21 protein-coding genes are annotated in these 24807 nt (G+C 69.2%); 7 read left to right on the forward strand and 14 right to left on the reverse strand.

The annotated features are described in order from the left end of the window. Nucleotides 1-115: 115 nt before the first annotated feature. A complete protein-coding gene (nhaA, locus tag E3O44_RS02760; protein ID WP_241975977.1) occupies nucleotides 116-1477 on the forward strand; it encodes a Na+/H+ antiporter NhaA in 1362 nt (453 codons plus the stop codon). A gap of 2 nt (nucleotides 1478-1479) precedes the next feature. Here the strand turns inward: nhaA and E3O44_RS02765 are convergent, their stop codons facing one another. Both E3O44_RS02765 and E3O44_RS02770 read right to left on the reverse strand, forming a co-directional pair. Continuing rightward, nucleotides 1480-1839 carry a hypothetical protein gene (locus tag E3O44_RS02765; protein ID WP_134532257.1) on the reverse strand — a complete coding sequence of 120 codons (360 nt, stop codon included), beginning with the start codon at nucleotides 1837-1839 and terminating at the stop codon, nucleotides 1480-1482. A gap of 39 nt (nucleotides 1840-1878) precedes the next feature. Then, nucleotides 1879-3165 carry a DNA polymerase IV gene (locus E3O44_RS02770; RefSeq protein ID WP_134532259.1) on the reverse strand — a complete coding sequence of 429 codons (1287 nt, stop codon included), beginning with the start codon at nucleotides 3163-3165 and terminating at the stop codon, nucleotides 1879-1881. A gap of 116 nt (nucleotides 3166-3281) precedes the next feature. On the opposite strand from E3O44_RS02770, the gene E3O44_RS02775 reads away from it, so the two are divergent. Continuing rightward, nucleotides 3282-3839, forward strand: a complete 558-nt coding sequence (locus E3O44_RS02775; RefSeq protein WP_134532261.1) for a TIGR03086 family metal-binding protein — start codon at nucleotides 3282-3284, stop codon at nucleotides 3837-3839. Nucleotides 3840-3914: 75 nt separating this feature from the next. On the opposite strand, the gene E3O44_RS02780 is transcribed toward E3O44_RS02775, so the two are convergent. Then, on the reverse strand, nucleotides 3915-5642 hold the full coding sequence (locus E3O44_RS02780) for an HNH endonuclease signature motif containing protein (protein WP_134532263.1): 1728 nt from the start codon (nucleotides 5640-5642) through the stop codon (nucleotides 3915-3917). A gap of 168 nt (nucleotides 5643-5810) precedes the next feature. Then, nucleotides 5811-6146 (reverse strand): EthD domain-containing protein, encoded by a 336-nt coding sequence (locus E3O44_RS02785; RefSeq protein WP_134532265.1) that lies wholly within the window; start codon nucleotides 6144-6146, stop codon nucleotides 5811-5813. Nucleotides 6147-6242: 96 nt separating this feature from the next. Here E3O44_RS02785 and E3O44_RS02790 point away from each other — a divergent pair, with 96 nt between their 5' ends. Next, a complete protein-coding gene (locus E3O44_RS02790) occupies nucleotides 6243-6641 on the forward strand; it encodes a MerR family transcriptional regulator (RefSeq protein ID WP_198415859.1) in 399 nt (132 codons plus the stop codon). Between the two features lie 273 nt (nucleotides 6642-6914). Here the strand turns inward: E3O44_RS02790 and E3O44_RS02795 are convergent, their stop codons facing one another. From E3O44_RS02795 to E3O44_RS02820, 6 genes are read right to left on the reverse strand one after another with little or no spacing between them, the layout of a single operon-like run. Continuing rightward, nucleotides 6915-8066, reverse strand: coding sequence for a VIT1/CCC1 transporter family protein (locus E3O44_RS02795; protein WP_134532267.1), 1152 nt, complete (start codon nucleotides 8064-8066; stop codon nucleotides 6915-6917). A gap of 5 nt (nucleotides 8067-8071) precedes the next feature. Next, nucleotides 8072-8380: a hypothetical protein gene (locus E3O44_RS19425; RefSeq protein ID WP_134532269.1), complete on the reverse strand. Its 309-nt coding sequence runs from the start codon at nucleotides 8378-8380 to the stop codon at nucleotides 8072-8074. Continuing rightward, nucleotides 8380-9885: an Asp-tRNA(Asn)/Glu-tRNA(Gln) amidotransferase subunit GatB gene (gatB, locus tag E3O44_RS02805; RefSeq protein ID WP_134532271.1), complete on the reverse strand. Its 1506-nt coding sequence runs from the start codon at nucleotides 9883-9885 to the stop codon at nucleotides 8380-8382. Before gatB ends, E3O44_RS19425 begins: the two co-directional genes overlap by 1 nt. After that, nucleotides 9885-11432, reverse strand: a complete 1548-nt coding sequence (gene gatA / locus E3O44_RS02810; protein WP_134532273.1) for an Asp-tRNA(Asn)/Glu-tRNA(Gln) amidotransferase subunit GatA — start codon at nucleotides 11430-11432, stop codon at nucleotides 9885-9887. Before gatA ends, gatB begins: the two co-directional genes overlap by 1 nt. A gap of 2 nt (nucleotides 11433-11434) precedes the next feature. Continuing rightward, nucleotides 11435-11731: an Asp-tRNA(Asn)/Glu-tRNA(Gln) amidotransferase subunit GatC gene (gatC, locus tag E3O44_RS02815; RefSeq protein WP_134532275.1), complete on the reverse strand. Its 297-nt coding sequence runs from the start codon at nucleotides 11729-11731 to the stop codon at nucleotides 11435-11437. 35 nt (nucleotides 11732-11766) lie between these two features. Continuing rightward, nucleotides 11767-13014, reverse strand: a complete 1248-nt coding sequence (locus E3O44_RS02820; protein ID WP_134532277.1) for an alpha/beta hydrolase — start codon at nucleotides 13012-13014, stop codon at nucleotides 11767-11769. Between the two features lie 256 nt (nucleotides 13015-13270). Between E3O44_RS02820 and E3O44_RS02825 the strand changes: the two genes are divergently transcribed. Both E3O44_RS02825 and E3O44_RS02830 read left to right on the forward strand, forming a co-directional pair. Continuing rightward, on the forward strand, nucleotides 13271-13807 hold the full coding sequence (locus tag E3O44_RS02825; RefSeq protein ID WP_134532279.1) for a PadR family transcriptional regulator: 537 nt from the start codon (nucleotides 13271-13273) through the stop codon (nucleotides 13805-13807). Further along, the gene (locus E3O44_RS02830) at nucleotides 13804-14568 is read left to right on the forward strand and encodes an alpha/beta fold hydrolase (protein ID WP_134532281.1); all 765 of its coding nucleotides are present in this window, start codon (nucleotides 13804-13806) and stop codon (nucleotides 14566-14568) included. The genes E3O44_RS02825 and E3O44_RS02830 overlap by 4 nt, the downstream gene beginning before the upstream one ends. A 51-nt stretch (nucleotides 14569-14619) precedes the next feature. Here E3O44_RS02830 and ligA read toward each other — a convergent pair whose 3' ends face one another. From ligA to E3O44_RS02845, 3 genes are all read right to left on the reverse strand, one after another. Beyond that, complete coding sequence (gene ligA / locus E3O44_RS02835) at nucleotides 14620-16953, reverse strand: NAD-dependent DNA ligase LigA (protein ID WP_134532977.1); 2334 nt, start codon at nucleotides 16951-16953, stop codon at nucleotides 14620-14622. A 13-nt stretch (nucleotides 16954-16966) separates the two neighbouring features. Continuing rightward, a complete protein-coding gene (mnmA, locus tag E3O44_RS02840; RefSeq protein WP_174775020.1) occupies nucleotides 16967-18190 on the reverse strand; it encodes a tRNA 2-thiouridine(34) synthase MnmA in 1224 nt (407 codons plus the stop codon). A gap of 158 nt (nucleotides 18191-18348) precedes the next feature. Further along, nucleotides 18349-19566, reverse strand: a complete 1218-nt coding sequence (locus E3O44_RS02845; protein ID WP_134532282.1) for a cysteine desulfurase family protein — start codon at nucleotides 19564-19566, stop codon at nucleotides 18349-18351. Between the two features lie 84 nt (nucleotides 19567-19650). Between E3O44_RS02845 and glgX the strand changes: the two genes are divergently transcribed. Next, nucleotides 19651-21693, forward strand: a complete 2043-nt coding sequence (gene glgX, locus E3O44_RS02850) for a glycogen debranching protein GlgX (RefSeq protein ID WP_134532284.1) — start codon at nucleotides 19651-19653, stop codon at nucleotides 21691-21693. A 29-nt stretch (nucleotides 21694-21722) separates the two neighbouring features. Beyond that, a complete protein-coding gene (gene ybaK, locus E3O44_RS02855) occupies nucleotides 21723-22211 on the forward strand; it encodes a Cys-tRNA(Pro) deacylase (RefSeq protein ID WP_372488118.1) in 489 nt (162 codons plus the stop codon). On the opposite strand, the gene glgP is transcribed toward ybaK, so the two are convergent. Further along, nucleotides 22208-24796: an alpha-glucan family phosphorylase gene (gene glgP, locus E3O44_RS02860; RefSeq protein ID WP_134532288.1), complete on the reverse strand. Its 2589-nt coding sequence runs from the start codon at nucleotides 24794-24796 to the stop codon at nucleotides 22208-22210. The two genes, ybaK and glgP, sit on opposite strands and share 4 nt — an antisense overlap. Nucleotides 24797-24807 lie beyond the last annotated feature (11 nt).

A 24807-nucleotide genomic window follows, 5' to 3' on the forward strand; every position in this document is an offset into this window, starting at 1 on the left:
CAGGCTGGGACGCGGCGAGGGGACCGTGTACAGGGGCCCGTGTACAGTGAAAGCAGGTGTGCCGGGAAGTCTGGTCGGCGTCCGCTCATCGAGCCCGAAACCAGAGGATCCACCCATGAACCCACCCATGAACCCGTCAGGAGCCTCCCCGGCTCCGCGCACTCCCCGGGGAATCGGCGCTGTCTTCCGGCGCAGTAGCTATCCGGAATACGTGCGGATCAGTCAGATCCTCCGCCGCGAAACGGTCGGCGGGGCGCTCCTGCTCATTGCGACGGTCATCGCGTTGATCCTCGCGAATTCGCCGGCCTCGGGCCTCTATTTCGCCGTGCGGGACTTCGAGTTCGGCTATGAGCCCTGGCACCTCCAGCTCAGCGTCGGGGCATGGGCGGCCGACGGCCTCCTCGCCATCTTCTTCTTCCTTGCCGGCCTCGAGCTCAAACGCGAATTCGTCGCCGGTGACCTCCGCACCCTGGACCGCGCGGTCGTTCCCGTTGCGGCGGCGGTCGGTGGCGTGCTGACCCCCGCGCTCTTCTTCACGCTCGTGAACCTCGGCGGCGGCGCGGAGGCCTTGCGGGGCTGGGCGGTGCCGACGGCGACGGACATCGCCTTCGCCGTCGCCGTGCTCGCCGTGATCGGCTCGCACCTGCCGAGCGCCCTCCGGGTGTTCCTGCTGACCCTCGCGGTCGTCGACGACCTGCTGGCGATCACGATCATCGCGTTCTTCTACACGAGCGACCTGCAGCCGCTCCTGCTCGCGGCGGCCGCGGTGCCGCTCGCCCTCTTCGCATTCCTCGCGCACCGATACTCGTACCACTTCGGGACGCAACCGTGGCTGGCGTGGCTCGTGCTCGTGCCGCTCGGCGTGGTGACCTGGGTCCTGGTCCATGCGTCCGGCATCCACGCCACCGTCGCCGGTGTGCTGCTCGGTTTCGCGGTGCCCGTGCTCCGCAGCCGTCGTGGTGGCGGGCCGGACGCGGGAGCCGGGCTCGCCCAGACCCTCGAGCACCGGATCCGGCCGTTGTCCGCGGGATTCGCCGTTCCGGTCTTCGCCTTCTTCTCCGCCGGGGTCGCGATCGGCGGGCCCGCCGGTCTCGCGGCCGCCTTGAGCGACCCCGTCGCGATCGGGATCATCGTTGCGCTCGTGCTCGGCAAGCCGGTCGGCATCCTCTGCTCGACATGGCTCGTCACCCGCACGACGAAGGCATCACTCGACCCCGACCTGGCCTGGGTCGACGTGATCGGCGTGGCCACGCTCGCCGGCGTGGGCTTCACGGTGTCGTTACTGATCAGTGAGCTCGGCTTCGGGCACGGCACAGTGGAGGACGACCACGCCAAGGTGGCCATCCTCACGGCTTCACTGCTCGCGGCCCTGCTCGCCGCCGTCGTGCTGCGCAGCCGCAACCGGCACTACCGGGAAATCGACCTCAAGGAGAAGGCGGACGCGGACAACGACGGGATCCCCGACGCGTTCAGCTAGGGCTACTTCTTGAGCGCCCGGATGACGTGGCTGAGGGTCTTGCCGACAACCCAGACGAAGGGGATTCCGACGGCGAGCAGGGAGATGACGTTGGGCTCGAAGCGCACGGTGCCCTCGGCCTTCACGTAGGCGCCCACGGGGATGGACACCCCGCCACCGCCGCCACCGGCGCCGTGTCCGGGGCCGCCGAAGCCGCCAGAGCCGGCACCCTCTGCGGATTCGCCTTCGCCGCCGCCGAAGCCGTAGTACACGAGCGCGACGGGAACGATCGTGATCCCGTCGACGAGGACGGGGTCACCGTATGCCGACCGCACACCGGCGGAGCGAGAGATTTCTGCGAGCTTTTCGGGGAGGCTAGTCATATTCTCAAGATACCCCGTCGTGCTCCGCCACGCCCGGCATCAGGGATTGTCGTCTCCGTGTTCGCCCGCCCGGGGGTTCGGCTTGGTGGCGTCGAGGCCGACCGGGCGGGCCTGGCTCGGCCCGAGCAGCGAGGCAGGGCGCACCGCACCTCGGCCGAAGCGGGCACTGACCGTGTCCACCGCGAGTTCGGCACCGCGCCAGTCATCGTCGGGGTCCCAGAGGCCGAGGCCGGCCCCGTCGCCGTCGCCGAGTTGCTCCACCCGCACCCCGATCAACCGCACGCGGATGCCGCGGGCCGCGAGCACGTCGAAGCTCGCCGCGGCCTCCTCGTAGATGCGCCGGCCCACGTTGGTCGCCTCGGCGAGAGTGCGCGAGCGGGTCACCGTGCTGAAGTCGGTGTACCGGAGTTTCAGCACCACGCAGCGGCCGACGAGCCCGGCGCGGCGGAGGGAAACCGCCACCGCGTCGGACTGGCGGAGAAGTTCGCTGCGCAACCGGGCGACATCCGTGACGTCGTGTTCGAAGGTGATCTCGTGGCCGACGCTCTTCTCCTCGCGTTCGAGGCTCACTCCGCGCGGGTCCCTCCCCCACGCGAGCTCGTGCAGCTTGCGGCCCGCGGCCTCGCCGATCTTCTTCTGCAGGACCGGCAGCGGTGTGGCGGCGAGATCGCCGATCGTGCGCAGGCCGAGCGCGAGGAGCGACTTCTCGGTCATGGCGCCGACGCCCCACAGCGAGCCGACGGGCAGCGGATGCAGGAACGCGAGGGTGTCCTCGGCGGGAACCACGAGCAGGCCGTTGGGTTTCGCCCTGCTCGACGCCATCTTGGCGACGAACTTCGTCGACGCCGCGCCGACGGAGCAGGTGAGCCCGGTCTCGTTCTGGACCCGTTCGCGGATCAGCGCTGCGATCACGGCGGGCGAGCCGTGCAGGCGGCGGGCGCCGGCGACGTCGAGGAACGCTTCGTCGATGCTGAGCGGCTCGACGAGCGGGGTCATGTCCGTGAAGATGCCCATCACCTGCTCAGAGAAATCCCGGTACCGGCTCATATGCGGTTCGAGGACGACCGCCGCCGGGCAGCGCCGCAGGGCCAGCGCCATCGGCATGGCCGAGTTCACGCCGTAGCGTCGGGCGATGTAGTTGGCGGCGGTCACGACGGAGCGGCCGGAGCGGTGGCCGACGATGACGGGTTTGTCGACGAGTTCCGGATGGTCGAGCAGCTCGACGGAGGCGAAGAACGCGTCCATGTCGATGTGGAGCAGGGTCGCCGAGGAGTCGTCGACGCTTGCCGCCGAGACCGTGCGGTCGCTTCCGTCCTGCCTGCTCACCCTGCGACACTAACCCACACCGCCGACCGTGCGAGCAGACCCGTTCAGCGGGTAGCGTGCGAGGCGGAATGCACCGGCGGCCGCACGGGTTGCATCGTGCAACGAAAGGAGCCCTCATGGAATCGAACTGGCTCGCCCTGCAGCAGCAGGCACATCAGGAGTTCAGCGCACGGCTCGCCCAGGTCACCAGCTGGGACGCGCCGACCCCGGACTCCGAGTGGACGGTCCGCGATCTCGTCCGACACGTCGTCCGAGGTCAGCAGACGGTGCCGCGCTTGCTCGCCGGACGCTCGGCCATCGAGGCGAAGCTCACCCGTGCACCGCTCGGCTCCGACCTGCAGGCGGAGTGGGACACGTACTCCGCCCTCGCCACTGCCGCCTGGTCGGAAGCACCGGCGGATGCCCCCGTCCGGCTGGCATCCGAGACCGTTTCCGCAGAGGAATACCTGCGGGAGCAGGTCGCGGAGGTCACGATCCACACCTGGGATCTCGCCCGGGCCGTCTCCGCCGACGACACCCTCGACGACGAACTCGTCGCTGCGGTGTGGACGGTCTTCGAGCCGCAGAAGGATGCCCTCGAGGCGAGCGGCCTCTTCGCTCCCCCGGTCCCGCTCCCGGACGATGCACCGCTGCAGACCCGCCTGCTCGCGCTCACCGGCCGCGACGCGCGCTGACTCAGTGAGTCAGTCACACAGTCCAGTCTCAAGGTCCAGTAACCGAGCTAAGTCGAGTACTGGACAGCCGCCTGGTCAGTCGCGGTTGGGTGGTCCGGTCAGGACCTGATGGGCGCGGTGCCGGTTCGGTGGCCGCCACAACCGTTGCGGATCGATCAACCCCGGGGCCCGTACCTGAGGTGATCCCTTCACCATGCGGATCTCCCACCCCGACGTATCGATCGTGTGGTGGTGGAACCAACACAGGAGGACCCCGTTGTCGACATTCGTGGGCCCGTCTTTCGCCCAGGGCTTCACATGGTGCACTTCCGCCCAGTGCGCCGGGGCTTTACAACCCGGGATGATGCACCCGCCGTCCCGGGCGGTGATCGCCCGGCGTTGCGCCCGGTTGAAGTACCGTCGTTCCGGGCCGAGCTTGAGCACCTGGTTGTTCTCGCCGAACAACACCCCTTGGAAGCCACCGTCACAGATCCGCTGGTGCACGGTCTTGAGCGACACGGGCGCTTCGACCCCGTCAATCCACCCCACCCCGACGCCGCTGGCGAGGTCGACGGCGTTGACGTGCACCATCACCGTGGGAGCGGAACCGCCCATGCTGGGCGTGTCCTGGTCGCGGGCGGCGTGTTCGAACAGGGCGCGGAGGATGTCCGCGCGTTTCTCCCCGCTGGTGCGGGTGTCCTGGCGGCGTTCCCGAAGCTCGGCTTCGATCACATCAAGCTCCGGGCCCGTGCCTGCTCCGGCGCCTGCGGTCTCGGCACCGGGGATCATCTGACCCGAATCCATCAGCGCCTGTTCCTCCTCGGTGGGGAACGCGGGCCGGGCATGGAAGCTGAGGAACGCGTCGAAGAGGGTGTTCATCATCCCGAACAGTTCCGGCGTCACCCCGCCCTTCACCGGATACAACCCGTTCTTGAGTTGTCCGAAGCCGATGTTCGACTTCGCCTCGAACAGGTCCTCCTGCGGCAGGACCCCGTCGGGGTCGAGGACGGCCTGCCACTGGAGCACCATGCCGCGGATCAAGTCCGCGGCCGCGGGGACCCCGGCGCCAGCGAGGATCTCCGTCTCCGGGGTGATCCATCCGGCCGCCGTGGCGACGAGGGCCCGCTCGGCGACCTCCACCTCCGCCGGGACCGCACGGTGACTGACCAACCCGAGCCCCGTCGTGATCAACTCCGCCGCCTCCACACCGATATCCCCCGCGGTGAGCGCGGCCCCCACGACCGGGAACAGCGGCGGCAACACCGTCAGGCCCGCCCGGCGGGGCAACACCGCGTCGCCGAGTTTCGTGCGCCGTTTCACTTCCCGGGCCGAGACCCGGGTCACCCGGGTCAGGACGTCCCAGGGGCCCCGGCAGCCCATCTTCCAGGCCAGCCCGTCCCGGCCGAGCACTCGGGCCCGCCGGTCCACATCCGTCGCCGTATTGACCCGGGCCGCATCCACCGTCCGGCCGATCGCCTCGACTTCCTTCAGCGCCGTGACCGCTTCCGCATCACTGAGCAACCCGACCGGGATCGCCGCCAACGCCTCCACCAAAACCGAACGCGCTGCAGCGAGCCGGGCGACAGCATCCGCATGCACCGACGCAACCGCCCCGGCCAGCCCCTCCGCTCCCTCGAAGCCCTCGGCAATCGCGACCGGATGGGCCGACTCCACCTGCCCGTCTGAGGACCCGACCGACGACTCAGCCGACGACTCAGCCGACGACTCGGTGGATGCGAGGCCCGCCGTGCCGGCCTGGTCTCCCGCGGCCCCGGAACCGGGTGTCTGCGGGGTGTGTGACTGTGGATCCGAAGCTCCTGTCATACCCCGATTCTACCCCAAATCGAACACGAATGCGAGGTTAGCTCAGCTACTTTTTGGCTTCTCGTCTCGAGTTTCGCACCTGAAAACGGGTGATTCTTCTTCACGCGGCTCATTTGAAGTGAGGCAGGCTTGCTTGTCGAACGAGCTTGGTCCCAGATTCGCTTTCGGTCAGATGACCAGCGTCTCGTGAGTGACCATGACTCCTGTCGAACCCTTGGCGACGAGGTTGGCTTCGTCCGGCTGAACGAGCGTCGTGTAGTTGTCCGAGGAAAAGAACGCGTCATGGTCGGCCCAGTCGTCGAACCAGATCTCAGTGAGCCCGTCGTATGCCGGGGCTGGATACCCCGCTGCAGCAATGGGGTGCGACACCGTGTACTTCCTCACGTAGTGCGCGAACTCGGGGATTGAGGCGAAGAGAGGGGCGTGGTGGTTCCGGTGATAGTCGACGAACTCCTCGGCGCTCATCCCTTCGACGCGTCTGATCATGAATGCGAGCTTGATCACAATGGTTCCTTTCGAGGAGTTTGAGGAAACACAGCAGCCACCGCGTCCCCTCGTCTTCTCAGTTACACTAAACGCTCACATCAATGTGAGGGTCAAATGATTGCGGCCAACGAATGGGTAGGACTAATGCGAATCGGCGAGTTGTCGTCTCTGACCGGCGTCAGCCGTCGTTCGTTGCGGTACTACGAAGAGCAGGGCCTGATCACGAGCACCCGGTCAGAGAAGGGCCAGCGCCACTATGACGGGCAGCAGGCCAATCGGGTCGACATCATCCAGACGTTCTTCGCGGCAGGGCTCTCAAGCCGGGTCATTGTGGATATGGTGCCGTGCATGGTTAACGCGCCAACAGTCGAGGTGGCGCACCGCTCGACGGAAATCATGATTGCTGAGGGGGTACGCCTCGATGAGGCCATGGCACGACTCGAAAAGGCACGCTCGGTGCTCGACAACCTAATCCGGACGAGTCAGGAGTACCTGTCACGGTCTACCCCCTAGCCTGTGCCTCAACAGACCTCGGGCGCAGAACGCTCCCGTCTCGCTGCATCCGATTTCTCCAGCCGACATTGTGAACCGGTCTGCCTGGCCACCTGGCTTCTCCCCAATGGAACATCTGTGGTTCCAGTCAGAGATCCGGCGCCCCCGGCGCTGACGAATCAAATCTGTAAGGCACTCCGGTGTCGCCTCATCCGGTTCGCTTGAGCGCCCACCCGCGCTCCCGACTGCGGTTGCTCAGCAAACTCGGGAAGCGGGTGGGCCGCGACGGGCTATCTACCCGAGCGAGGTGCCGAAGAGCAGGCCGAGCACGTAGGTGACGCCGGCGGCCGCGAAGCCGATCAGCAGCTGGCGGAGCGCACGACGGAGCGGCGGACCGCCGGAGAGCAGGCCGACGATCGCACCTGTCGCGAGGAGGGCGAGTCCGACGAGCACGGACGCGACCACGATCGCCGTGAGGCCCTCGAGGCCGAACAGGTACGGAAGAACGGGAAGGATGGCCCCGGAAGCGAAGAAGCAGAAGCTCGAGGTGGCGGCGCCCCAGCCGGTTCCGATCGCCTCGTGCTCATCGGTCGCGGGGTCGAGCGCCCCGTGGGGAGAATCGGAGCCGGGGACGGGGGCGGCAACCGAAACCGGTCCGGTCGCCATGGTCAGCGTGCGCAGCACTTCGTGGGCGTGCGCTTCGGCCTCCTCGGCCGCCATCCCCTGCGCCCGGTAGACGAGCGTGAGCTCGTTGGCGGCGAGGTCGAGGTGCGAGAGCACCGTGCGTGCCGTCGCCTGGGGAGTGGATGCCTCGAGCAGCTCCCGCTGCGACCGCACCGAGACGTACTCCCCCGCACCCATCGACAGGGCGCCGGCGAGCAGGCCGGCAATGCCCGTGAACAGGATGGTCGCGGCCGGGACGCCGGTCGCTCCGATGCCGAGCACGAGGGCGAGGTTGGAGACGAGGCCGTCGTTGATACCGAACACTGCGGCGCGGAAGGATCCGGCGAGACGCTGGCGCCCCCGAGCGGCGAGCCCGCGGACGACCTCCTCGTGGATGCGTTCGTCGGCCGCCATCGTCTTCGTCGCGTCGACGTCGGAGTCGTATGGCGAGCGTGCTTCCGCCCGCTGGGCGAGCGCGAGCACGAAGACGGAACCGAAGCGCCTCGCGAGGAAACCGAGGAACCGGGTGCGCACCGCACCGCGCTTCGGCGGTCCGGCCTGATCGCCCAGCAGGTCACGCCAATGCGCCTCGTGGCGGGCTTCCGCCTCGGCGAGGGCAAGCAGAATCTCGCGCTCCTCACCGACCCGTCGGGAGGCCAGGTCGCGGTACACCGCGGCCTCCGCGCGTTCGTCGGCGAGGTACTGGCGCCAGCGACGGATGTCGGCCGGGGTCGCGGGGCTTTCCGTGCTCGGGGACTCCGGGAGTTCCTGGGCTGCGCTCATCGCCATCACGCTTCCGGGGCCGGTTCGAGGGAGGCCTGGGCGACCCGGGCAGACAGGTGCGGTCCGGAGCCGTCGAGCCCGAAGAAGGGCTCGTCGAATTGCACGGTCCAGATCGCCTCCCGGCCGGAGACCGGCGCGTACAGTGCAGCGCCGTCGGAGTCCCCCGCTCCGACGATGACGCCGATGGGGTCTTCCACCATCGACTCCGGGTATCGGCTGCGGTCGAGCCGCACCAGGACCTGCATCCCCACGCCGAAAACGGCGCGGCTCGCAGCCCCGTCCGCTGCGGGCTCGCGTCGCTTCCAGAGAGCCATTACTCGGCCGTTCCTGCCCTTTCGAGGACGAGTTCCCGTACCCGTGCGGCATCCGCCTGCCCGCGCATGGCCTTCATGACGGCGCCGATCACGGCGCCGGCCGCCTGGACCTTGCCGTCGCGGATCTTCGCGAGGACGTCGGGCTGGGAGGCGAGGGCGAGGTCGATGGCCTCGATGAGCGGGCCGTCGTCGGAAACGACTGCGAGACCGCGGATCTCGACGACCTCGAGCGGGGTGCCTTCGCCGGCGATGACGCCCTCGAGCACCTGGCGGGCCAGGCGGTCGGTCAGCGTTCCCGCGGTGACGAGTTCGATGAGCGCGGCGAGCTGCATCGGCTCGACGAGCGAGTCAGCGGAGACGCCGGCGACGTTCGCGAGCCGGGCGACCTCGCCGGTCCACCACTTGCGGGCAGACTGGGCGGATGCCCCGGCCGCGACGGTGGCCTCGACCGCGTCGAGCAAATCGGAGTTGACGACGTCCTGGAACTCCAGGTTCGCGAAGCCCCAGTCGGCCTGGAGGCGCTTACGCCGTGCCGCGGGCGGCTCCGGCAGGGTCGCGCGGAGTTCTTCGACCCAGGCGCGGGAGGGCGCGACGGGGACGAGGTCCGGCTCGGGGAAGTAGCGGTAGTCGTCGGCGTCGGACTTGGGCCGGCCTGCGGACGTGATTCCGGTGTCCTCGTGCCAGTGGCGCGTTTCCTGGGTGATGGTTCCACCGGCGGCGAGGAGCGCGGCCTGGCGCTGGATCTCGTAGCGGACGGCACGTTCGACGCTGCGGAGCGAGTTGACGTTCTTGGTCTCCGTGCGGGTGCCGAGCTTGCCGGAGCCGCGCGGGCGCAGGGACACGTTCGCGTCGCAGCGCACGTTGCCCTCTTCCATCCGGGCGTTGGACACCCCGAGCGCCTTGACGATCTCGCGGATCGCGGCCACATAGGTGCGTCCGATCTCGGGAGAGTCCGCCTCGCCGCCCTCGATCATCTGCGTGACGATCTCGACGAGCGGCACGCCGCCGCGGTTGTAGTCCACGAGCGAGTAGTCGGCGCCCTGGATGCGGCCGGTCGCGCCGCCGACGTGGGTGAGCTTGCCCGCGTCGTCTTCCATGTGCGCGCGTTCGATGTCGATCGTGACCTGGCGGCCGCTCTCGAGTTCGATCGTGAGCTGCCCGTTGAACGCGATCGGCTCGTCGTACTGCGAGGTCTGGAAGTTCTTCGCAGTGTCGGGGTAGAAGTAGTTCTTGCGCGCGAAGCGCGAGTATTCGGCGATCTCGCAGCCGAGGGCGAGCCCGAGGCGGATGCTCGACTCGATCGCCTTCGCGTTCACCTGCGGGAGCCCGCCGGGAAGCCCGAGGCAGGTCGGGCAGGTGTTCGTGTTGGCACCCTGGCCGAATTCGTTCGCGCAGCCGCAGAACATCTTGGTCTTGGTGTTCAGTTCGACGTGCACCTCGAAGCCGAGCACCGGCTCGAACAGTTCGAGGGCCTTGTCGTAATCCATCAGTTCAGCCTTCTTCATCAGACGGCTCCCCCTTCGCTCGCGAACATTTCGGTGGGCGCCAGTTTCGGCGCAAGGCTGAGCAGGGTGTGTCCCCAGTGCGCTTCGAGCAACTGCTCGACGGCGGCACCGAAGGTGTACAGGCGGGCATCCTGCTTGGCGGGCGCCATGACCTGCAGCCCGACGGGCAGGCCGTCCTCCGGCGCGAGGCCCATCGGCAGGCTCATTCCGGGGATACCGGCGAGGTTCGCCGGGATCGTGGTGACGTCGTTGAGGTACATCGCCATCGGGTCGTCCATCTTCTCGCCGAACTTGAACGCCGTGGTCGGCGCGCTCGGGGACAACAGGACGTCGACCTTCTCGAATGCCGCGTCGAAGTCGCGCTGGATCAGGGTACGCACCTTCTGGGCGCTGCCGTAGTAGGCGTCGTAGTATCCGGCACTCAGGGCGTAGGTGCCGAGGATGATCCGGCGCTTGACCTCCGGGCCGAACCCGGCGTCGCGGGTCGCGGCCATGACCCGTTCGCTCGTGAGCGGGCCCTCCTCCGGGTCGACACGGATGCCGAAACGCACCGAGTCGAAGCGGGCCAGGTTGCTCGAGGCTTCGGCCGGGAGGATCAGGTAGTACGCGGCGACGGCGTATTCGAAGCTCGGCGCGCTGACCTCTTCGATCTCGGCGCCGGCAGCGACGAGCATCGCGAGGGTTTCGTTGAAGCGCTGCAGGACGCCGGGCTGGAACCCGGGGCCGGACAGCTCCTTGACGACGCCGATCCGCACACCGGTGAGGGCGCCGTCGACCCGGCCCGCGATCGCGGCAGCGGCCATCGACGGCCAGCGGTCGGTCAGCGAGGTGGAGTCGAGCGGGTCGTGGCCGCTCAGCACGTCGTGGAGGAGCGCGGCGTCGTAGACGGTGCGGCTGACCGGCCCGACCTGGTCGAGCGAGGACGCCAGGGCGATCGCTCCGTACCGGGAGACGCCGCCGTAGGTCGGCTTGACTCCGACGGATCCGGTGACGGCGGCGGGCTGGCGGATCGATCCGCCGGTGTCGCTGCCGAGGGCGAGGGGAGCTTCGAACGCGCTCACTGCGGCGGCGGAGCCTCCGCCGGAACCGCCGGGGATCCGGTCGAGGTCCCAGGGGTTGTGGGTCGGGCCGTACGCGGAGAACTCGGTGGACGAACCCATCGCGAATTCGTCCATGTTGGTCTTGCCGAGCGGGATCAGCCCGGCCTCACGGACGAGGCGCACGACGGTCGCGTCGTAGGGCGGGATCCAGCCCTCGAGGATCTTCGAGCCGGCGGTCGAGGGCATGTCGCGCGTCGCGAGCACGTCCTTGATGGCGATGGGCACTCCGGCAAGCGGACCGAGCACGGCACCGGCGGCGCGCTGGGCGTCGACGGCCGCGGCAGCTGCGAGGGCGCTCGCCCCGGCCACGTGCAGGAACGCGTGCACGTCGGTGTCGACGGCCGCGATGTGGTCGAGGTGGGCCTGGGTGGCCTCCACCGAGCTGACGGCACCGCTCGTGAGGAGGATCGATAGGTCTGCGGCGGACAGGCGGGTGAGATCGGTCATGACTACTCCTCGTCCAGGATCGCCGGCACGCGGAACTTGTCGCCGTCGCGGTCGGTCGATCCGGACAGTGCTTCTTCGACGGACAGGGACGGCACGACGACGTCGGCGCGGAAAACGTTGGTCAACGGCATCGGGTGGCTCGTCGCGGGAACGTCGGGCGTGGCGACTTCGGCGACCTTCGCCACCGAATCCACGATCTGGCCGAGTTCGGCGGTGAGGCGGGTGATCTCCTCCGGGCTGAGGTCGATCCGGGCGAGGTTTGCCAAGTGCGCAACCTGCTCGGCCGTGATTTCAGACATGTTGCTCCGATTGTGGTTGAGGTGAAGACCCAATTCTATTCGGAGCCGTTGGTGACCAGATCCGCGTTGTCCGTTCCGACCAGCGCCATATTGTGCAGGGACTCGCTTCCCGGCTCGAAATACGCGTTGTGGCCGAGCGAGGCCGTGAGGCTGGCACCGGTGATCCGGTCGGTCGCCCCCGACACTCCGAGCGGATGCGCCCCGTACGATTCCGCCCCAGGATCGCTCCCGAAGAACGCGCTGTTCACGGCCGGATCCCAGTCGGCCTTCCCGACCCAGACGTTCTCGCCCGTCACGTGCAGGCTGGCCGCGGACTGGATCTGGCTGCCCGGCGATCCGACGAGCACGAGGGCGTCAACGTCGAAGGAGCCTCGGGCGAGGGCGGTGAGCGCGACGGTCGAGCCGTAGGAGTGCGCGTAGACGGTGATGAAGGGTTGGTGCGCCCGTCGGTCCGAGCGGATGCCGAGCGAGGACTTCTCGAGGAAGTCGGCTCCGACGAGGGCCTTGTCGAGGCCGCCGACACTGAACAGGTCGGGGACCTCGTAGCCGATCCAGGCCACCGTCGCGACACTGGCGGGCGTCTCGCCTTTCCCCTGGGCTGCGCGTTCGGCGAGTACCTTCTCCTGTTCGGCGTACAGGTCGTTCGCGGTGTTCGTCCAGTGCACCATCTCGGCCTCGACGGTGTAGTTCATGCCGGGGACGAGGAAGCCGACGTAATCAGCCGTGTCGGGGTTGCCGAGCGCGATGGCTGCGCGGCCACCGCCGGTGCTGTCGAGCAGGATCAGGGAGCGGCGCGGGCCGGCATCCGCTTGCCGGAGTGCGGTGCGCACCTGGCCGAGGATGGCGAGCTCGTGGGTCGCGCTCGTGCGGTCGTCGTCGCTCAGGGCGCCCACGAGGCGCTGCTGGGCCCCGGCGATGCTCTCGTTCAGGTATCGGGCGTTGGCGCGGCCGCGCTCCCGGAACGGGATGCCCTCGAGGTTGCCGACGAGACGGGGTGCCGCTGCGATGAGCGAGGAGCGTTCGGTGCCGCCGAGGTTCGTCCACCAGCCGGTGACCTCGGTCGCGGCCGGCGGAACCGCGAGGAGGGAGTCGAGCTGTTCGGGGAAGTCCAGGACGAAGCTCGAGATGTCCGCCACGTTCAGCCTGGCCAGGCCGGCGAGAAGGCTCGACCCGCGCAGGAAGCGGAGGGAGTTGACGTCTCCGTCGATCGACAGGGCCGGTTCAAGGCCGATGGGCTGCAGTCCGAGGTCGGTGTCGCTCGACAGGACCGCGTATTCGTGCACCGGAAAGGACTCGCTGGCTCCATTGAAAACCAGCGAGGATGCAAGAAGAATTGCCGCGCCTAACAGCAAACCTGGGTACGTCCCCTCACGAACACCGAGCGGTGGATCAGCACGGTATCGAGTGCACACCCTGCACTTTTAGAATATCGAATTTGGCGGCGGATTTCGTTGAACATTGTCCCCAGAACGCGCCGAAAAACTCCGCGCCGACACTGACCCCTTGCGCGCGGGCATATATGCATGGTCTTATATAGATATGTCGCTGACCATTGCCCTGCTCGGGATGCTCGAGCTCTCGCCCCTCTCCGGGTACGACCTCAACAAGCGGATCGAGGGATCCGTCATACATTTCTGGTCTGCGGACCAGTCCCAGATCTACCGCACGCTCAGCCGCCTGGTCGCCGACGGACTCGTCGAGGTCACGGTCATCCCCCAGGCCGGCAAGCCCGACCGGCGCGAGCACCGGATCACCCCGGCGGGCCGCAAGGCCCTCGACGCCGCGCTGACGGCGCCGCTGGAACCCGAGAACCCGCACGAGTCCTTCCTGATGCGCCTCTTCTTCGCGGGCAGGCTCGGAGCCGACGGCGTCCGCGAACTCCTTCGAGCGCGCAGGGAGGAGGCGACCGCGCTGCTCGCGCGCCTGACAGCGATCGCCGCCTCGGAGACGGGACACCCGGACGACGTCGGCCAGGCCCTGCGACGGGCCACGCTCCGCAGCGGCATCGTGCACGCCGAGGCGGAACTCGCCTGGCTCGACGAGACCGATTCCGCAGTGGTCACGGCCACACGGTGACGGGGTACCCGCTCGAGCACGGCGCCGCGGCCCCGGACTCGGAGACCATCGTCCTGCTGCACGGCGGCACCGTCGCCTCCTGGTCCTGGCAACCGCAGGTCGAGCGCCTGCCGGAGCGGCACATCCTCACACCCGACCTGCCGGGGTTCGGCTCTCGCTCGGGGGAAGAATGGCTCTCGCTCGATCGCACCGCTGACGACGTGGCCGAGATCATCCGCAGCCACGCCAGGAGCGGGCGCGCCCACGTGGTCGGGCTCTCGCTCGGCGGACTGGTCGCCGTGCGCCTGATGGCGAGGCACCCGGACCTGATCCGGTCCTGTCTCATCTCGGGCGCACCGCTAGCCGGCATCCACGGCGCCGCGCGCTTCCTCAACACCCTCCAGCTGCGCCTGTGGGACAAGGCCTGGTACTGGAAGGCCCAGGCGAAGGCGTTCGGGCTGCCCGAAGACGCCGTCGACCTGTTCGTCGGCCACGGCCTGGGCATCCGGGCGGACAACGCGGCACGCGTGTTCGCAGACGTCAACCGGGGCGGCTGCCCGGAATCGCTCGACGACTACCGGGGTCCGCTCCTCGCCGTCGCCGGGGGAAAGGAGTCGAGCCTGGTGCGGCGCAGCTTCCCCGAACTGCAACGCAGGCTGCCGCAAACCCTCACCTGGATCGCTCCCGGCATGCACCACGTCTGGAGCATCGAGGACGCCGCACTCTTCACTCGGATGATCGTCGGCTGGGTCGACAAGGCAACGGTTCCCGAGCCCGGCTGATGGGTGACGGATGACCGGCCCGGCCTGCCCTGCAGGCTCGGCCGGCTCCGGTCAGTCGGTCGGCGCGGCGGCCGTACCGTCGGTCGCGTCGGCCGTAGGGTCGACGGTCGCGTCAGCGGTCAGGTCGGTGCCCACCTCGGCGACGCCGCCATCGGCCGCGCCGAGTGCAGCGGGGCCACCGGTGACGAGGAGCCGGAATTGGGCGGCATCGAGGATGCGCAGCCCGAGGGCCTCAGCCTTGGTGAGCTTGGAGCCGGCACCCGGCCCCGCAGCCACGAAGTCGGTGTTCTTGGACACGCTCGACGCGCTCTTTCCGCCCGCGGAGATGATCGCCTCCTGGGCTTCCTCCCGGGTATAGCCCTCGAGTGACCCGGTAGCGACGACCGTGAGGCCCGCGAGCACTCCCCCGGCCGCGGCCGCTGCGCCCGGGCCGGGGTGGCCGGGCGTCTGGAACTGCACGCCGGCGGCCGTCCACTGATCGACGATGTCGCGGTGCCAGTCGACCTCGAACCAGTCGATGATAGCGTCGGCGATGATGCCGCCGACGCCGTCGACCTCGGCGAGTTCATCGCGCGTTGCCGCACGGATCGCGTCGAGGCCGCCGAAGTGGCCGGCAAGGGCGCGCGCGGCGACCGGGCCGACGTGACGGATGTTGAGCGACACCAGCAGGCGCCAGAGCGGTTTGGTCTTGGCGAGTTCGATCTCGGCGAGCAGCTTGACCGCGCTCGAGGACGGCTGCGGGCCGGTGAGGCCTTCCCGCTTCTCGGCGGCCGTCGGGTTCCGCCGGAAGGGGGTGCGCAGCCGGATCGTGCCGTCCTCCTCCTCGCGGGGCAGCCCGGTCTCGGCGTCGCGCACGACGACCTCGATCGGGGTCAGGTCGTCGAGGGTGAGGTCGAAGAGGCCGGCTTCGGTGCGCAGTGGCGGCTCGATCGGCACGGTCGGCTGGGTGAGCGCGGCCGCGGCCACCTCGCCGAGCACCTCGATGTCGAGCGCACCGCGAGACCCGATGTGTTCGACCCGACCACGGACCTGGGCCGGACAGCTGCGCGCGTTCGGGCAGCGCAGGTCGATGTCGCCCTCTTTTGCGGGGGCGAGCGGGGTGCCGCACTCCGGACAGTTCGCCGGCATCACGAACGCCCGTTCGGTGCCGTCGCGCAGCTCGACGACCGGGCCGAGGATCTCGGGGATCACGTCGCCGGCCTTCCGCAGCACGACGGTGTCGCCGATCAGCACGCCCTTGGCCTTGACGACGTCCTGGTTGTGCAGGGTGGCCTGGCGCACCTCGGAGCCGGCGACCCGCACCTTCTGCATCACGGCGAATGGCGTGGCGCGCCCGGTACGGCCGACGCTCACGACGATGTCGAGCAGCTTCGTGTTCACCTGTTCCGGCGGGTACTTGTATGCGATCGCCCAGCGGGGCGCCCGGCTCGTTGCCCCCAGTTCGGCGTGCAGGGCGAGTTCGTCGACCTTGATCACGATGCCGTCGATCTCGTGGGAGACGCTCGCCCGATGCTCGCCGTAGTACGCGATGAAGGCGGATGCCCCGCTCGCGTCCGACTCGACGCGGAAGTAGCTGCTCGTCGGCAGCCCCCAGCCGGCCAGCAGGGCATAGACCTCGGACTGGGCGTCAGCCTCGGGATCGGCCCAGGCCCCGATGCCGTGCACGAGCATCCGCAGCCGGCCGAGCCGCGCGCGCATCAGGCGCAGTGCTTCCGGGTTCTTGCCCTCCGCCTTCTGGCGCAGGGAGCCTGCGGCGGCGTTGCGCGGGTTGGCGAAGGGGCGTTCTCCGGCGGCGACCTGCTGGGCGTTGAGGTCGGCGAAGGCGACGACGGGGAAGAAGACCTCGCCGCGCACCTCCATCAGCGGCGGATGCCCGGTGCCGGACAGCCTCTCGGGGATTCCGGGGACCCAGTGGATGTTCTCGGTGACGTCCTCGCCGACGACACCGTCGCCGCGGGTCGCCGCGGTGACGAGCACGCCGTTTTCGTAGCGGAGATTGATCGCGAGGCCGTCGATCTTGAGTTCGCACAGGTAGTGCACGGGGCGGCCGGCGTCCCGTTCGACCTTGGCGGCCCAGGCCTCGAATTCCTCGATCGAGAAGACGTTGTCGAGGCTCAGCATCCGCTCGGCGTGCTGGACGGGCGCGAACAGGCTCGTCTCGGCGCGGCCGCCGACGGTCTGGGTGGGGCTGTCCTGGCTCGCGAGCTCGGGGAACTCGCCCTCGAGCACCGCGAGCCGCCGGACGAGCGCGTCGTAGTCCGCATCGGAAATGACGACCTCGTTGCGCTCGTAGTACGCGTCACGGGCGTCGACGATGCGTGCGGTGAGGTCGGCGACCTCGGCGGCGGCCCGCTGGAGGTCCGGCGGGGTGGAGTCGTCTGGCACGGCGCTCGCGGCGTCAGGCACGGGCGGCGGGAACGGCGACCAGGGCTGGTTCGGCGGCGGCGGGCACGGCCTCGGCGGAGGGCACGGGAACGGCGCTCACCGTGCGGTCGATCGTGCACTGGCCGAGCACGCGGGTGCCGACGTAGAGCACCGCGGTCTGGCCGGGCGCGACGCCCGTCAGGGGCTCGCGCGGGGTGATCACGAGTTCGGTCGTGCGACCGCTGTCCGGAGCTGCGTTGTCGGGGGCTCCGCTGGCCGGGGCCGGGATGCTCACGACCTGCGCGACGGCGGGGACCGGGTCGGCGTGCGCGCGAATCTGCACGTCGCAGTCGAAGGCGATCCCGGGGTGCTCCGGCGGCAGTCCGGTCCAGGTGAACTTCGACCCGGCGATGAGGCCGATCGCGAGCGCCTCCTTCGGGCCGACGACGACGGTGTTGGTGATCGGGCGCACCTCGAGCACGAAGCGCGGCTTGCCGTCCGCGGCCGGAGTGCCGATCTGGAGGCCCTTGCGCTGGCCGACGGTGAACGCTGCGGCGCCCTCGTGCCTGCCGAGGGTGTTTCCCTCGCGGTCGAGGATGTCGCCCGCGGTTGCCGGCACGCGCTCGGCGAGCCAGCCGCGGGTGTCGCCGTCGGGGATGAAGCAGATGTCGTAGGAGTCCGGCTTGGTCGCGACGGAGAAGCCGCGCTCTGCGGCTTCCGCGCGCACCTCGGCCTTGGACGGCGTCTCGCCGAGCGGGAACATCGAGTGCGCGAGCTGCTCTGCGGTCAGCACGCCGAGCACGTAGGACTGGTCTTTCGCCCAGGCGCTCGCGCGGTGCAGTTCGCGGTTCCCCGCGGCATCCGTCTGGATGCTCGCGTAGTGGCCGGTGCAGACGGCGTCGAAGCCGAGGTCGAGCGCCTTGTCGAGCAGGGCGGCGAACTTGATGCGCTCGTTGCAGCGCATGCAGGGGTTCGGGGTGCGGCCGGCGGCGTATTCGGCGATGAAGTCGTCGACGACGTCGAGCTTGAACCGCTCGGAGAAGTCCCAGACGTAGTACGGGATGCCGATGATGTTCGCGGCCCGCTGGGCGTCCATCGAGTCCTCGATCGTGCAGCAGCCGCGGCTGCCGGTGCGCAGGGTCCCGGGCATGCGACTCAGGGCGAGGTGCACGCCGACGACCTCGTGCCCCGCCTCAACCGCGCGCGCCGCTGCCACCGCGGAGTCGACCCCGCCACTCATTGCTGCCAAAACCTTCACCGGGCAAGTGTAATCGGGAGGCCCGGTTTGACCAATGCGGGTTTCCGGGCGCGACTCGAGCACCGCCGCGCCCGTTTCCGCAGGCCGCTCCCGAAACGGCAGGCGCGGCCTGCCCAAACCGGCGCGGCCGCGAGCCCGCAGCGTCGGGCCAGGCGGGGTCAGCGGGTGGACACGCGGTCGTTCATGCCGGCGCGGCTAGCCTGGGCGTGCGCCGCGGGCAGTGCGGCGAGGAAGGCGTCGACATCCGCGTCTGTGGAATCGCGGCCGAGGGTGATCCTCAAGGCGCTGCGGGCCTCGGCCTCGCTGCGACCCATCGCGCGCAGCACGTGCGAGGGCTCCGGGATACCGGCCTGGCACGCCGAGCCGGTCGACACCGAGATTCCGGCGGCGTCGAGCAGGAACAGGAGCGACTCCCCCTCGCAGCCGGGGAAGGTGAAGTGGGCGTTGCCCGGCAGGCGCTGCTCGTTCGACCCATCAGGTACGGGACCGTTGAGCACTGCGGTCGGGACCGCAGAGCGCACGCCGACGATCAGCCGGTCGCGCAGCGCCCGGAGGCGCACGTTGCGTGCGGGCAGGTCGCCGAGGGCGGATGCCGCGGCCGCGAACGCGACGGCGGCGGCGACGTCCTGGGTACCGCTGCGGACCTGGCGCTGTTGCCCGCCGCCGTGGATGAGGGGGACGATGCTGGCCCGGCGCGAGAGCACGAGGGCGCCGATGCCGACCGGTCCGCCGATCTTGTGGGCGGAGACGCTCAGTGCGACGATGCCGCCGCCGGCCGATCCGGCACGGCCCGCGCCGCTCAGCGCGCGGAAGTCGATCGGTACCTGGCCGTATGCGGACACCGCATCGACGTGCACCGGGATCCCGTGGGCCGCGGCGAGCTCGCCGATCTCGGCGATGGGCTGCAGGGTGCCGACCTCGTTGTTCGCGGCGAGCAGGCTGAGCAGTGCGACATCGTCTGTGCCGGTCGCGAGGGCATCCGCCACCCTGGCCGGGTCGACCCGTCCGGTGCCGTCGAGCGGGAGCCAGCCCGGTTCCGCCCCGTCGTGGCGTTCGAGCCATTCGACGGTGTCCATGGTCGCGTGGTGCTCTCCGCCGGGGACGAGGATGCCGCGGCGTGGGGCGCGCGCCCAGAACAGGCCCTTGATGGCGAGGTTGATCGCCTCGGTGCCTCCCCCGGTGAACACGACCTCGATCGGGTCGCAGCCGACACTGCGTGCGACGGTCTCGCGGGCTTCCTCGAGCATCCGCTTGGCGTTCTGGCCCTGGCTGTGGATGGAAGCCGGGTTTCCGACGACGCTCATGGCGTCGACGTATGCCTCGATGGCCGCTGGGAGCATCGGCGTCGTCGCGGCGTGGTCGAGATAAATCGACAAAATACCCTCTTCCGCTCGGTTTTCGGCTGGCTGCGCGTGCGCCGGTGGTCACGGCCACTCTCCGTACTCATTACTCTAGAACGCATGACTCACGCCGATCCCCTGCACAACCTCGGCGTGCGGCTTTCAGCCGGGGTCGGCGAACTCCGGGTCTGGTCGCAGAACGCCGAGGCCATGGACCTCTGCATCTTCGACACCACGGACCCGAACTGGATCGTCAAGACCGTGCCGATGACCCGCGATGCGGACAACGTCTGGTCCGGTCGCAGTCGCACCCTGGCCGCGGGCCGACACTACGGCATCCGCGTCTCCGGGCCTGCCTCGCCCACGAATTCGTTCCACCCCGAGAAGACCATGGTCGAGCCCTATTCGCGGGGCCTCGTCAGAGTCGGCCCTGAGCAGTGGCAGTCCTCCGTCGTCGACGACGCCTTCGACTGGGCCGGTTCGGTGAAGCCGAAGATCGCGCTCGACCACACCGTGGTCTATGAGGCGCACGTGCGCGGCATCAGCAAGCTCAACCCGGCGATCCCCGCCGACCTCCGCGGCACGTACGCCGGCCTGGCGCACGAGGCGACGATCGGCTATCTCAAGGAACTCGGCGTCACCACGGTCGAGCTCCTCCCCGTTCAGGCCTTCGTGTCCGAGCAGCGCCTGCTCAAGCAGGGCCTGACCAACTACTGGGGTTACAACACCTTCAACTTCTTCACCCCGCACGCCGACTACGCGACGATGGCGTCCCAGTCGGCCGGACCGGAGGCCGTGCTCCGCGAGTTCAAAGGCATGGTCAAACTTCTGCACGAGGCCGGCCTCGAGGTGATCCTCGACGTGGTCTACAACCACACCGCAGAGGAAGGCCCCGGCGGCCCCGCGAGCAGTCTCCGCGGCATCGACAACGCGACCTACTACCGCCAGAACGACGCGGGCGGCTATGTCGACGTCACCGGCTGCGGCAACACCCTCAACGTCTCCAACGAGGTGCCGAGGCGGCTGGTGCTCGACTCGCTCAAGTACTGGGCGAACGACGTGCAGATCGACGGTTTCCGGTTCGACCTCGCCGCGACGCTCAGCCGCGGCGACAACGTGGAGTTCCAGCGCGACCATCCCCTGATCAAGTCCATCCAGTCCGATCCGGAACTCGCCGGCGTGAAGCTCATCGCCGAGCCGTGGGACGTGGGCATGGGCGGTTGGCAGACCGGCAACTTCCCGGACGGCTGGACCGAGTGGAACGACCGCTACCGCGATCGGATGCGCTCGTTCTGGCTCACCGACATCGCAGCGGCCAGGGACGGCCACTCCGGAAGCGGCATCGGCCGGTTCGCGACCCGGCTGGCCGGCTCCGCGAACACCTTCTCCATGGAGCGTGGCCCGCTCGCATCCCTCAACTTCATCACGGCGCACGACGGCTTCACGATGGCAGACCTGACCGCGTACAACGTCAAGCACAACGTCGGAAACGGCGAATCGAACCGTGACGGCACCGACAGTAACAATTCGTTCAACCACGGCGCAGAGGGGCCGACGCGCGACCGCGGCATCCTCGCGACCCGGCGCAAGGCGATGCGCAACCTCCTCGGCACCCTGTTACTCTCCGCCGGCATCCCGATGCTCACGGCCGGCGACGAATTCGGTCGCAGCCAGCGCGGCAACAACAACGCGTACTGCCACGACAGCGAGCTGACCTGGCTGAACTGGGACCTCGACGACTGGCAGGTCGACCTGCACCGCGTCACGCGGAAGCTGCTCCAGCTGCGTCGCGAGAACCCGGCCCTCCGCCCGGTGTGGTTCGGCCGCTCCGGCGAAACCACGCTGAGCGCGAGCGAGATGGACTGGTACAACATCGAAGGCAAGTCCATGTCGGAGGACAACTGGCACTCCCCGAAGGAGCGCACCCTGCAGTATCTTGCGGCCTCGACGCCCGAGTTCGAGGAGTTCAACCGGATCCTCCTCATCGTGCAGGGCCGTGAGCGCGACGTGACCGTGACGCTGCCGGAGCATGCCGGGGTCTCCTCGTATACGCTGCTCTGGGATTCCAGCCACGACGACCTGAGCGACGCGGTCATCGAGCACATCCCCGGCACCCGCCTGCTCGTGCCGGGTGCATCGATGCAGCTGTTCCGGGCGAGCTAGTCCGGCCCGGTCGTGGAGGAGCCGCAGTGGTGAAGAAGCACGATGGTGCCGGGGGTACTCCCGCGACGGTCGCGCTCACTCATGCGGGCATCCGTTTCACCCCGCACGCCTACGACCACGACCCGTCGGCGACGGGGTACGGCCTCGAGGCAGCCGCCAAGCTCGGGCTCGACCCGGCGCGGGTGTTCAAGACCCTGCTGGCGGATGCCGATGGCACGCTCGTTGTCGCCGTCGTGCCGGTCGCGGGACAGCTCGACCTCAAGGCGCTCGCGCACGCGGCCGGCGCCAAGAAGGCCGTGATGGCCGACCCGAAACTCGCCGAGCGGAAGACCGGCTACGTTCTCGGCGGCATCAGCCCGGTCGGGCAGAAGACCCGCCTGGCGACCGTCGTCGACGAGACCGCCCTGCTCTACGACACCGTGTTCGTCTCCGGCGGGCGCCGCGGCTTCGACATCGAGCTGGCGCCGGCGGACCTGCTCGCCGCCACCGACGCCCTCACCGCCCCCATCGCGCGCTAGCCGGCTACGGCGATCAGGCCCATCTCGGCCGAGCTCACGAGCAGGTCGTTCTTCGGGACGACGCGCACGGTGTACCCGAACGCACCGCCGCGGTCGAGCGCGACCGTTCCGGTGAAGAGGGTCGCGCCGCCCTGCTCGGGTGTGTCCGAACCGTCCGCGGCATCCGGGTCGACGACCGCTTCGAGCGCGAGGGTGTGCACACCGCTCAGCTCGTCGTTGGCGAGGCTCTTGCCGTAGACGACCTCGACCGTCACATCGGCGGGGTCGAGCCCGTTCAGCTGGACGTGGGCGCGCAGGTGCAGCTCGTCGCCGACCTTGGGGACCGCCGCGACTCCCCCTGACTCGACGTGGGCGACGGAGACGCCGGGCCACTTGGCGACGATGCGTCCCTTCCACACGGCGAGCTCGCGTGCTGCGCGGTAGTTGTTCGCGGACAGGCGTGCCTCGGCCGCCCCGGCAGGGCGGTAGAGCTTCTGCACATACTGGCGCACCATCCGGCCGGCGTTGAGCTCCGGGGACAGAGTCGCGAGGGTGTGCCGGATCGAGGCGACCCAGCGTTCGGGGACCCCGTCGGCGTTGCGGTCGTAGAAGCGGGGCGCGACGTGGTGCTCGATGAGTTCGTAGAGAGCATCCGCTTCGATCCGGTCGCGCTCCGCGGAGTCGCCGGCCGCATCGGCGGACGGGATCGCCCAGCCGTTCTTGCCGTCGTAGTACTCGGGCCACCAGCCGTCGAGGATCGAGAGGTTGAGCGCTCCGTTGAGTGCCGCCTTCATGCCCGAGGTGCCACAGGCCTCCAGGGGACGCAGCGGGTTGTTGAGCCAGACATCCGTGCCCGGGTACATCAACTGGGCCATGCCGATGTTGTAGTCAGGGAGGAAGGCGATGCGGGTGCGCAGTTCGGGATCGGCCGCGAACTGCACGACCTTCTGGATGAGGCGTTTGCCTTCTTCGTCGGCGGGGTGCGACTTGCCGGCGATCACGATCTGGATCGGGTGCTCCGGGTGCAGCAGCAGGGCGCGGAGGCGCTCGGGGTCGTGCAGCATCAGGGTCAGGCGCTTGTAGGTCGGGACTCTGCGGGCGAAGCCGATGGTGAGCACCTTCGGGTCGAAGACCTGGCCGATCCAGCCGGGTACGATCCCGCCGGGGTTCTGCACGAGCCAGGCCGCGGCGATGCGCCGGCGGGCGTCCTCGACGAACTGCAGGCGCATCGTCCCGCGCACAGACCACAGGTCGTCGTCGGTGATGGCGGGCGACGCCCAGTCGGCCTCTGAGGTGTCGCTCGTGCCCAGGCGGTCCTCGGCGAGGTGGAGCAGCGAGGGGTCGGTCCAGGTCGGGGCGTGCACGCCGTTGGTGATCGAGTCGATCGGCACGTCTTCGGCGTCGAAGCCCGGCCAGAGTCCCTTGAACATCCGCCGGCTGACCTCGCCGTGCAGCTTGGAGACGCCGTTGGCGCGCTGGCCGAGCCGCAGGCCCATCAGGGCCATGTTGAAGACGTCGGGCGAGCCGCCCGGATAGTTCTCCGCGCCGAGGGCGAGGAGTTCGTCGACGCCGACACCGGGGAGGAGGTCGGTCTCGAAGTACCGCCGTACGAGACTGCGCTCGAACCGGTCGATTCCCGCGGCGACGGGCGTGTGGGTCGTGAACACCGTTCCGGCGCGCGCGACCTGCAGGGCCTCGGCGAAGCTCAGTCCATCGCCGATCAGGCTCGAGATGCGCTCGAGGCCGAGGAAGCCGGCGTGACCCTCGTTGGTGTGGAACACCTCGGGTTCCGGCCGGTTGTTGAGGGCGCTCCAGACCTTGACGGCGCGGGCGCCGCCGATGCCGAGCAGCAGTTCCTGCAGCAGCCGGTGCTCGCCGCCGCCGCCGTAGAGCCGGTCGGTGACGAGGCGCAGGTCGTCCGTGTTCTCGGGGATGTCCGTGTCGAGCATGAGCAAGCGGATGCGGCCGACGTTCGCCTGCCAGACCCTCGCGTGCAGGGTGCGGTTGTCGGGGAGGGCGAGGGACACCTGCACGGCGGAACCGTCAGCACGGCGCAGCACGGACAGGGGCAGGCCGTCGGGGTCGAGCAGCGGATAGCTTTCGATCTGCCAGCCATCCGGGGAGATCGCCTGGCTGAAGTAGCCCGCCCGGTAGAACAGGCCCACGCCGATGAGCGGGACGCCGAGGTCAGACGCGCTTTTCAGGTGGTCGCCCGCGAGGATCCCGAGTCCGCCGGAGTACTGCGGGAGCGCGGCGGCGATGCCGAACTCCGGGGAGAAGTATGCGATCGACTCGGGCTTGTCACCCTCGAGGCCCTGGTACCAGCGCGGTTCCTGCAGGTAGGAGCGCAGCCCGTCCCTGATCGAATTCACCCAGGAGACGTAGTCGTGGTCCGCGGCGAGCGCCACGAGGCGTGCCGGATCGACGGCGCCGAGCAAGGCAACGGGATCGGTGCCGATTTCGCGCCACAGCTCGGGTGAGATGTGTTCGAAGAGTTGGCGGGTCGGCTCGTGCCAGGACCAGCGCAGGTTACCGGCAAGCTCATCGAGGGCAGCAAGAGCCTCGGGCACGACGGTGCGGACTGTAAATTTACGGATCGCCTTCACACGTTCCAGCC

It is taken from the genome of Cryobacterium algoricola (assembly GCF_004402485.1).
GTDB lineage: Bacteria > Actinomycetota > Actinomycetes > Actinomycetales > Microbacteriaceae > Cryobacterium > Cryobacterium algoricola.

What these genes read in the sequence shown, in the direction of transcription:
- nhaA (WP_241975977.1), top strand. Translation starts at nt 116, where the DNA reads ATGAACCCACCCATGAACCCGTCAGGAGCCTCCCCGGCTCCGCGCACT.
- E3O44_RS02765 (WP_134532257.1), bottom strand. Translation starts at nt 1,839, where the DNA reads ATGACTAGCCTCCCCGAAAAGCTCGCAGAAATCTCTCGCTCCGCCGGT.
- E3O44_RS02775 (WP_134532261.1), top strand. Translation starts at nt 3,282, where the DNA reads ATGGAATCGAACTGGCTCGCCCTGCAGCAGCAGGCACATCAGGAGTTC.
- E3O44_RS02780 (WP_134532263.1), bottom strand. Translation starts at nt 5,642, where the DNA reads ATGACAGGAGCTTCGGATCCACAGTCACACACCCCGCAGACACCCGGT.
- E3O44_RS02790 (WP_198415859.1), top strand. Translation starts at nt 6,243, where the DNA reads ATGATTGCGGCCAACGAATGGGTAGGACTAATGCGAATCGGCGAGTTG.
- E3O44_RS02795 (WP_134532267.1), bottom strand. Translation starts at nt 8,066, where the DNA reads ATGAGCGCAGCCCAGGAACTCCCGGAGTCCCCGAGCACGGAAAGCCCC.
- E3O44_RS19425 (WP_134532269.1), bottom strand. Translation starts at nt 8,380, where the DNA reads ATGGCTCTCTGGAAGCGACGCGAGCCCGCAGCGGACGGGGCTGCGAGC.
- gatB (WP_134532271.1), bottom strand. Translation starts at nt 9,885, where the DNA reads ATGAAGAAGGCTGAACTGATGGATTACGACAAGGCCCTCGAACTGTTC.
- gatA (WP_134532273.1), bottom strand. Translation starts at nt 11,432, where the DNA reads ATGACCGATCTCACCCGCCTGTCCGCCGCAGACCTATCGATCCTCCTC.
- gatC (WP_134532275.1), bottom strand. Translation starts at nt 11,731, where the DNA reads ATGTCTGAAATCACGGCCGAGCAGGTTGCGCACTTGGCAAACCTCGCC.
- E3O44_RS02825 (WP_134532279.1), top strand. Translation starts at nt 13,271, where the DNA reads ATGTCGCTGACCATTGCCCTGCTCGGGATGCTCGAGCTCTCGCCCCTC.
- glgX (WP_134532284.1), top strand. Translation starts at nt 19,651, where the DNA reads ATGACTCACGCCGATCCCCTGCACAACCTCGGCGTGCGGCTTTCAGCC.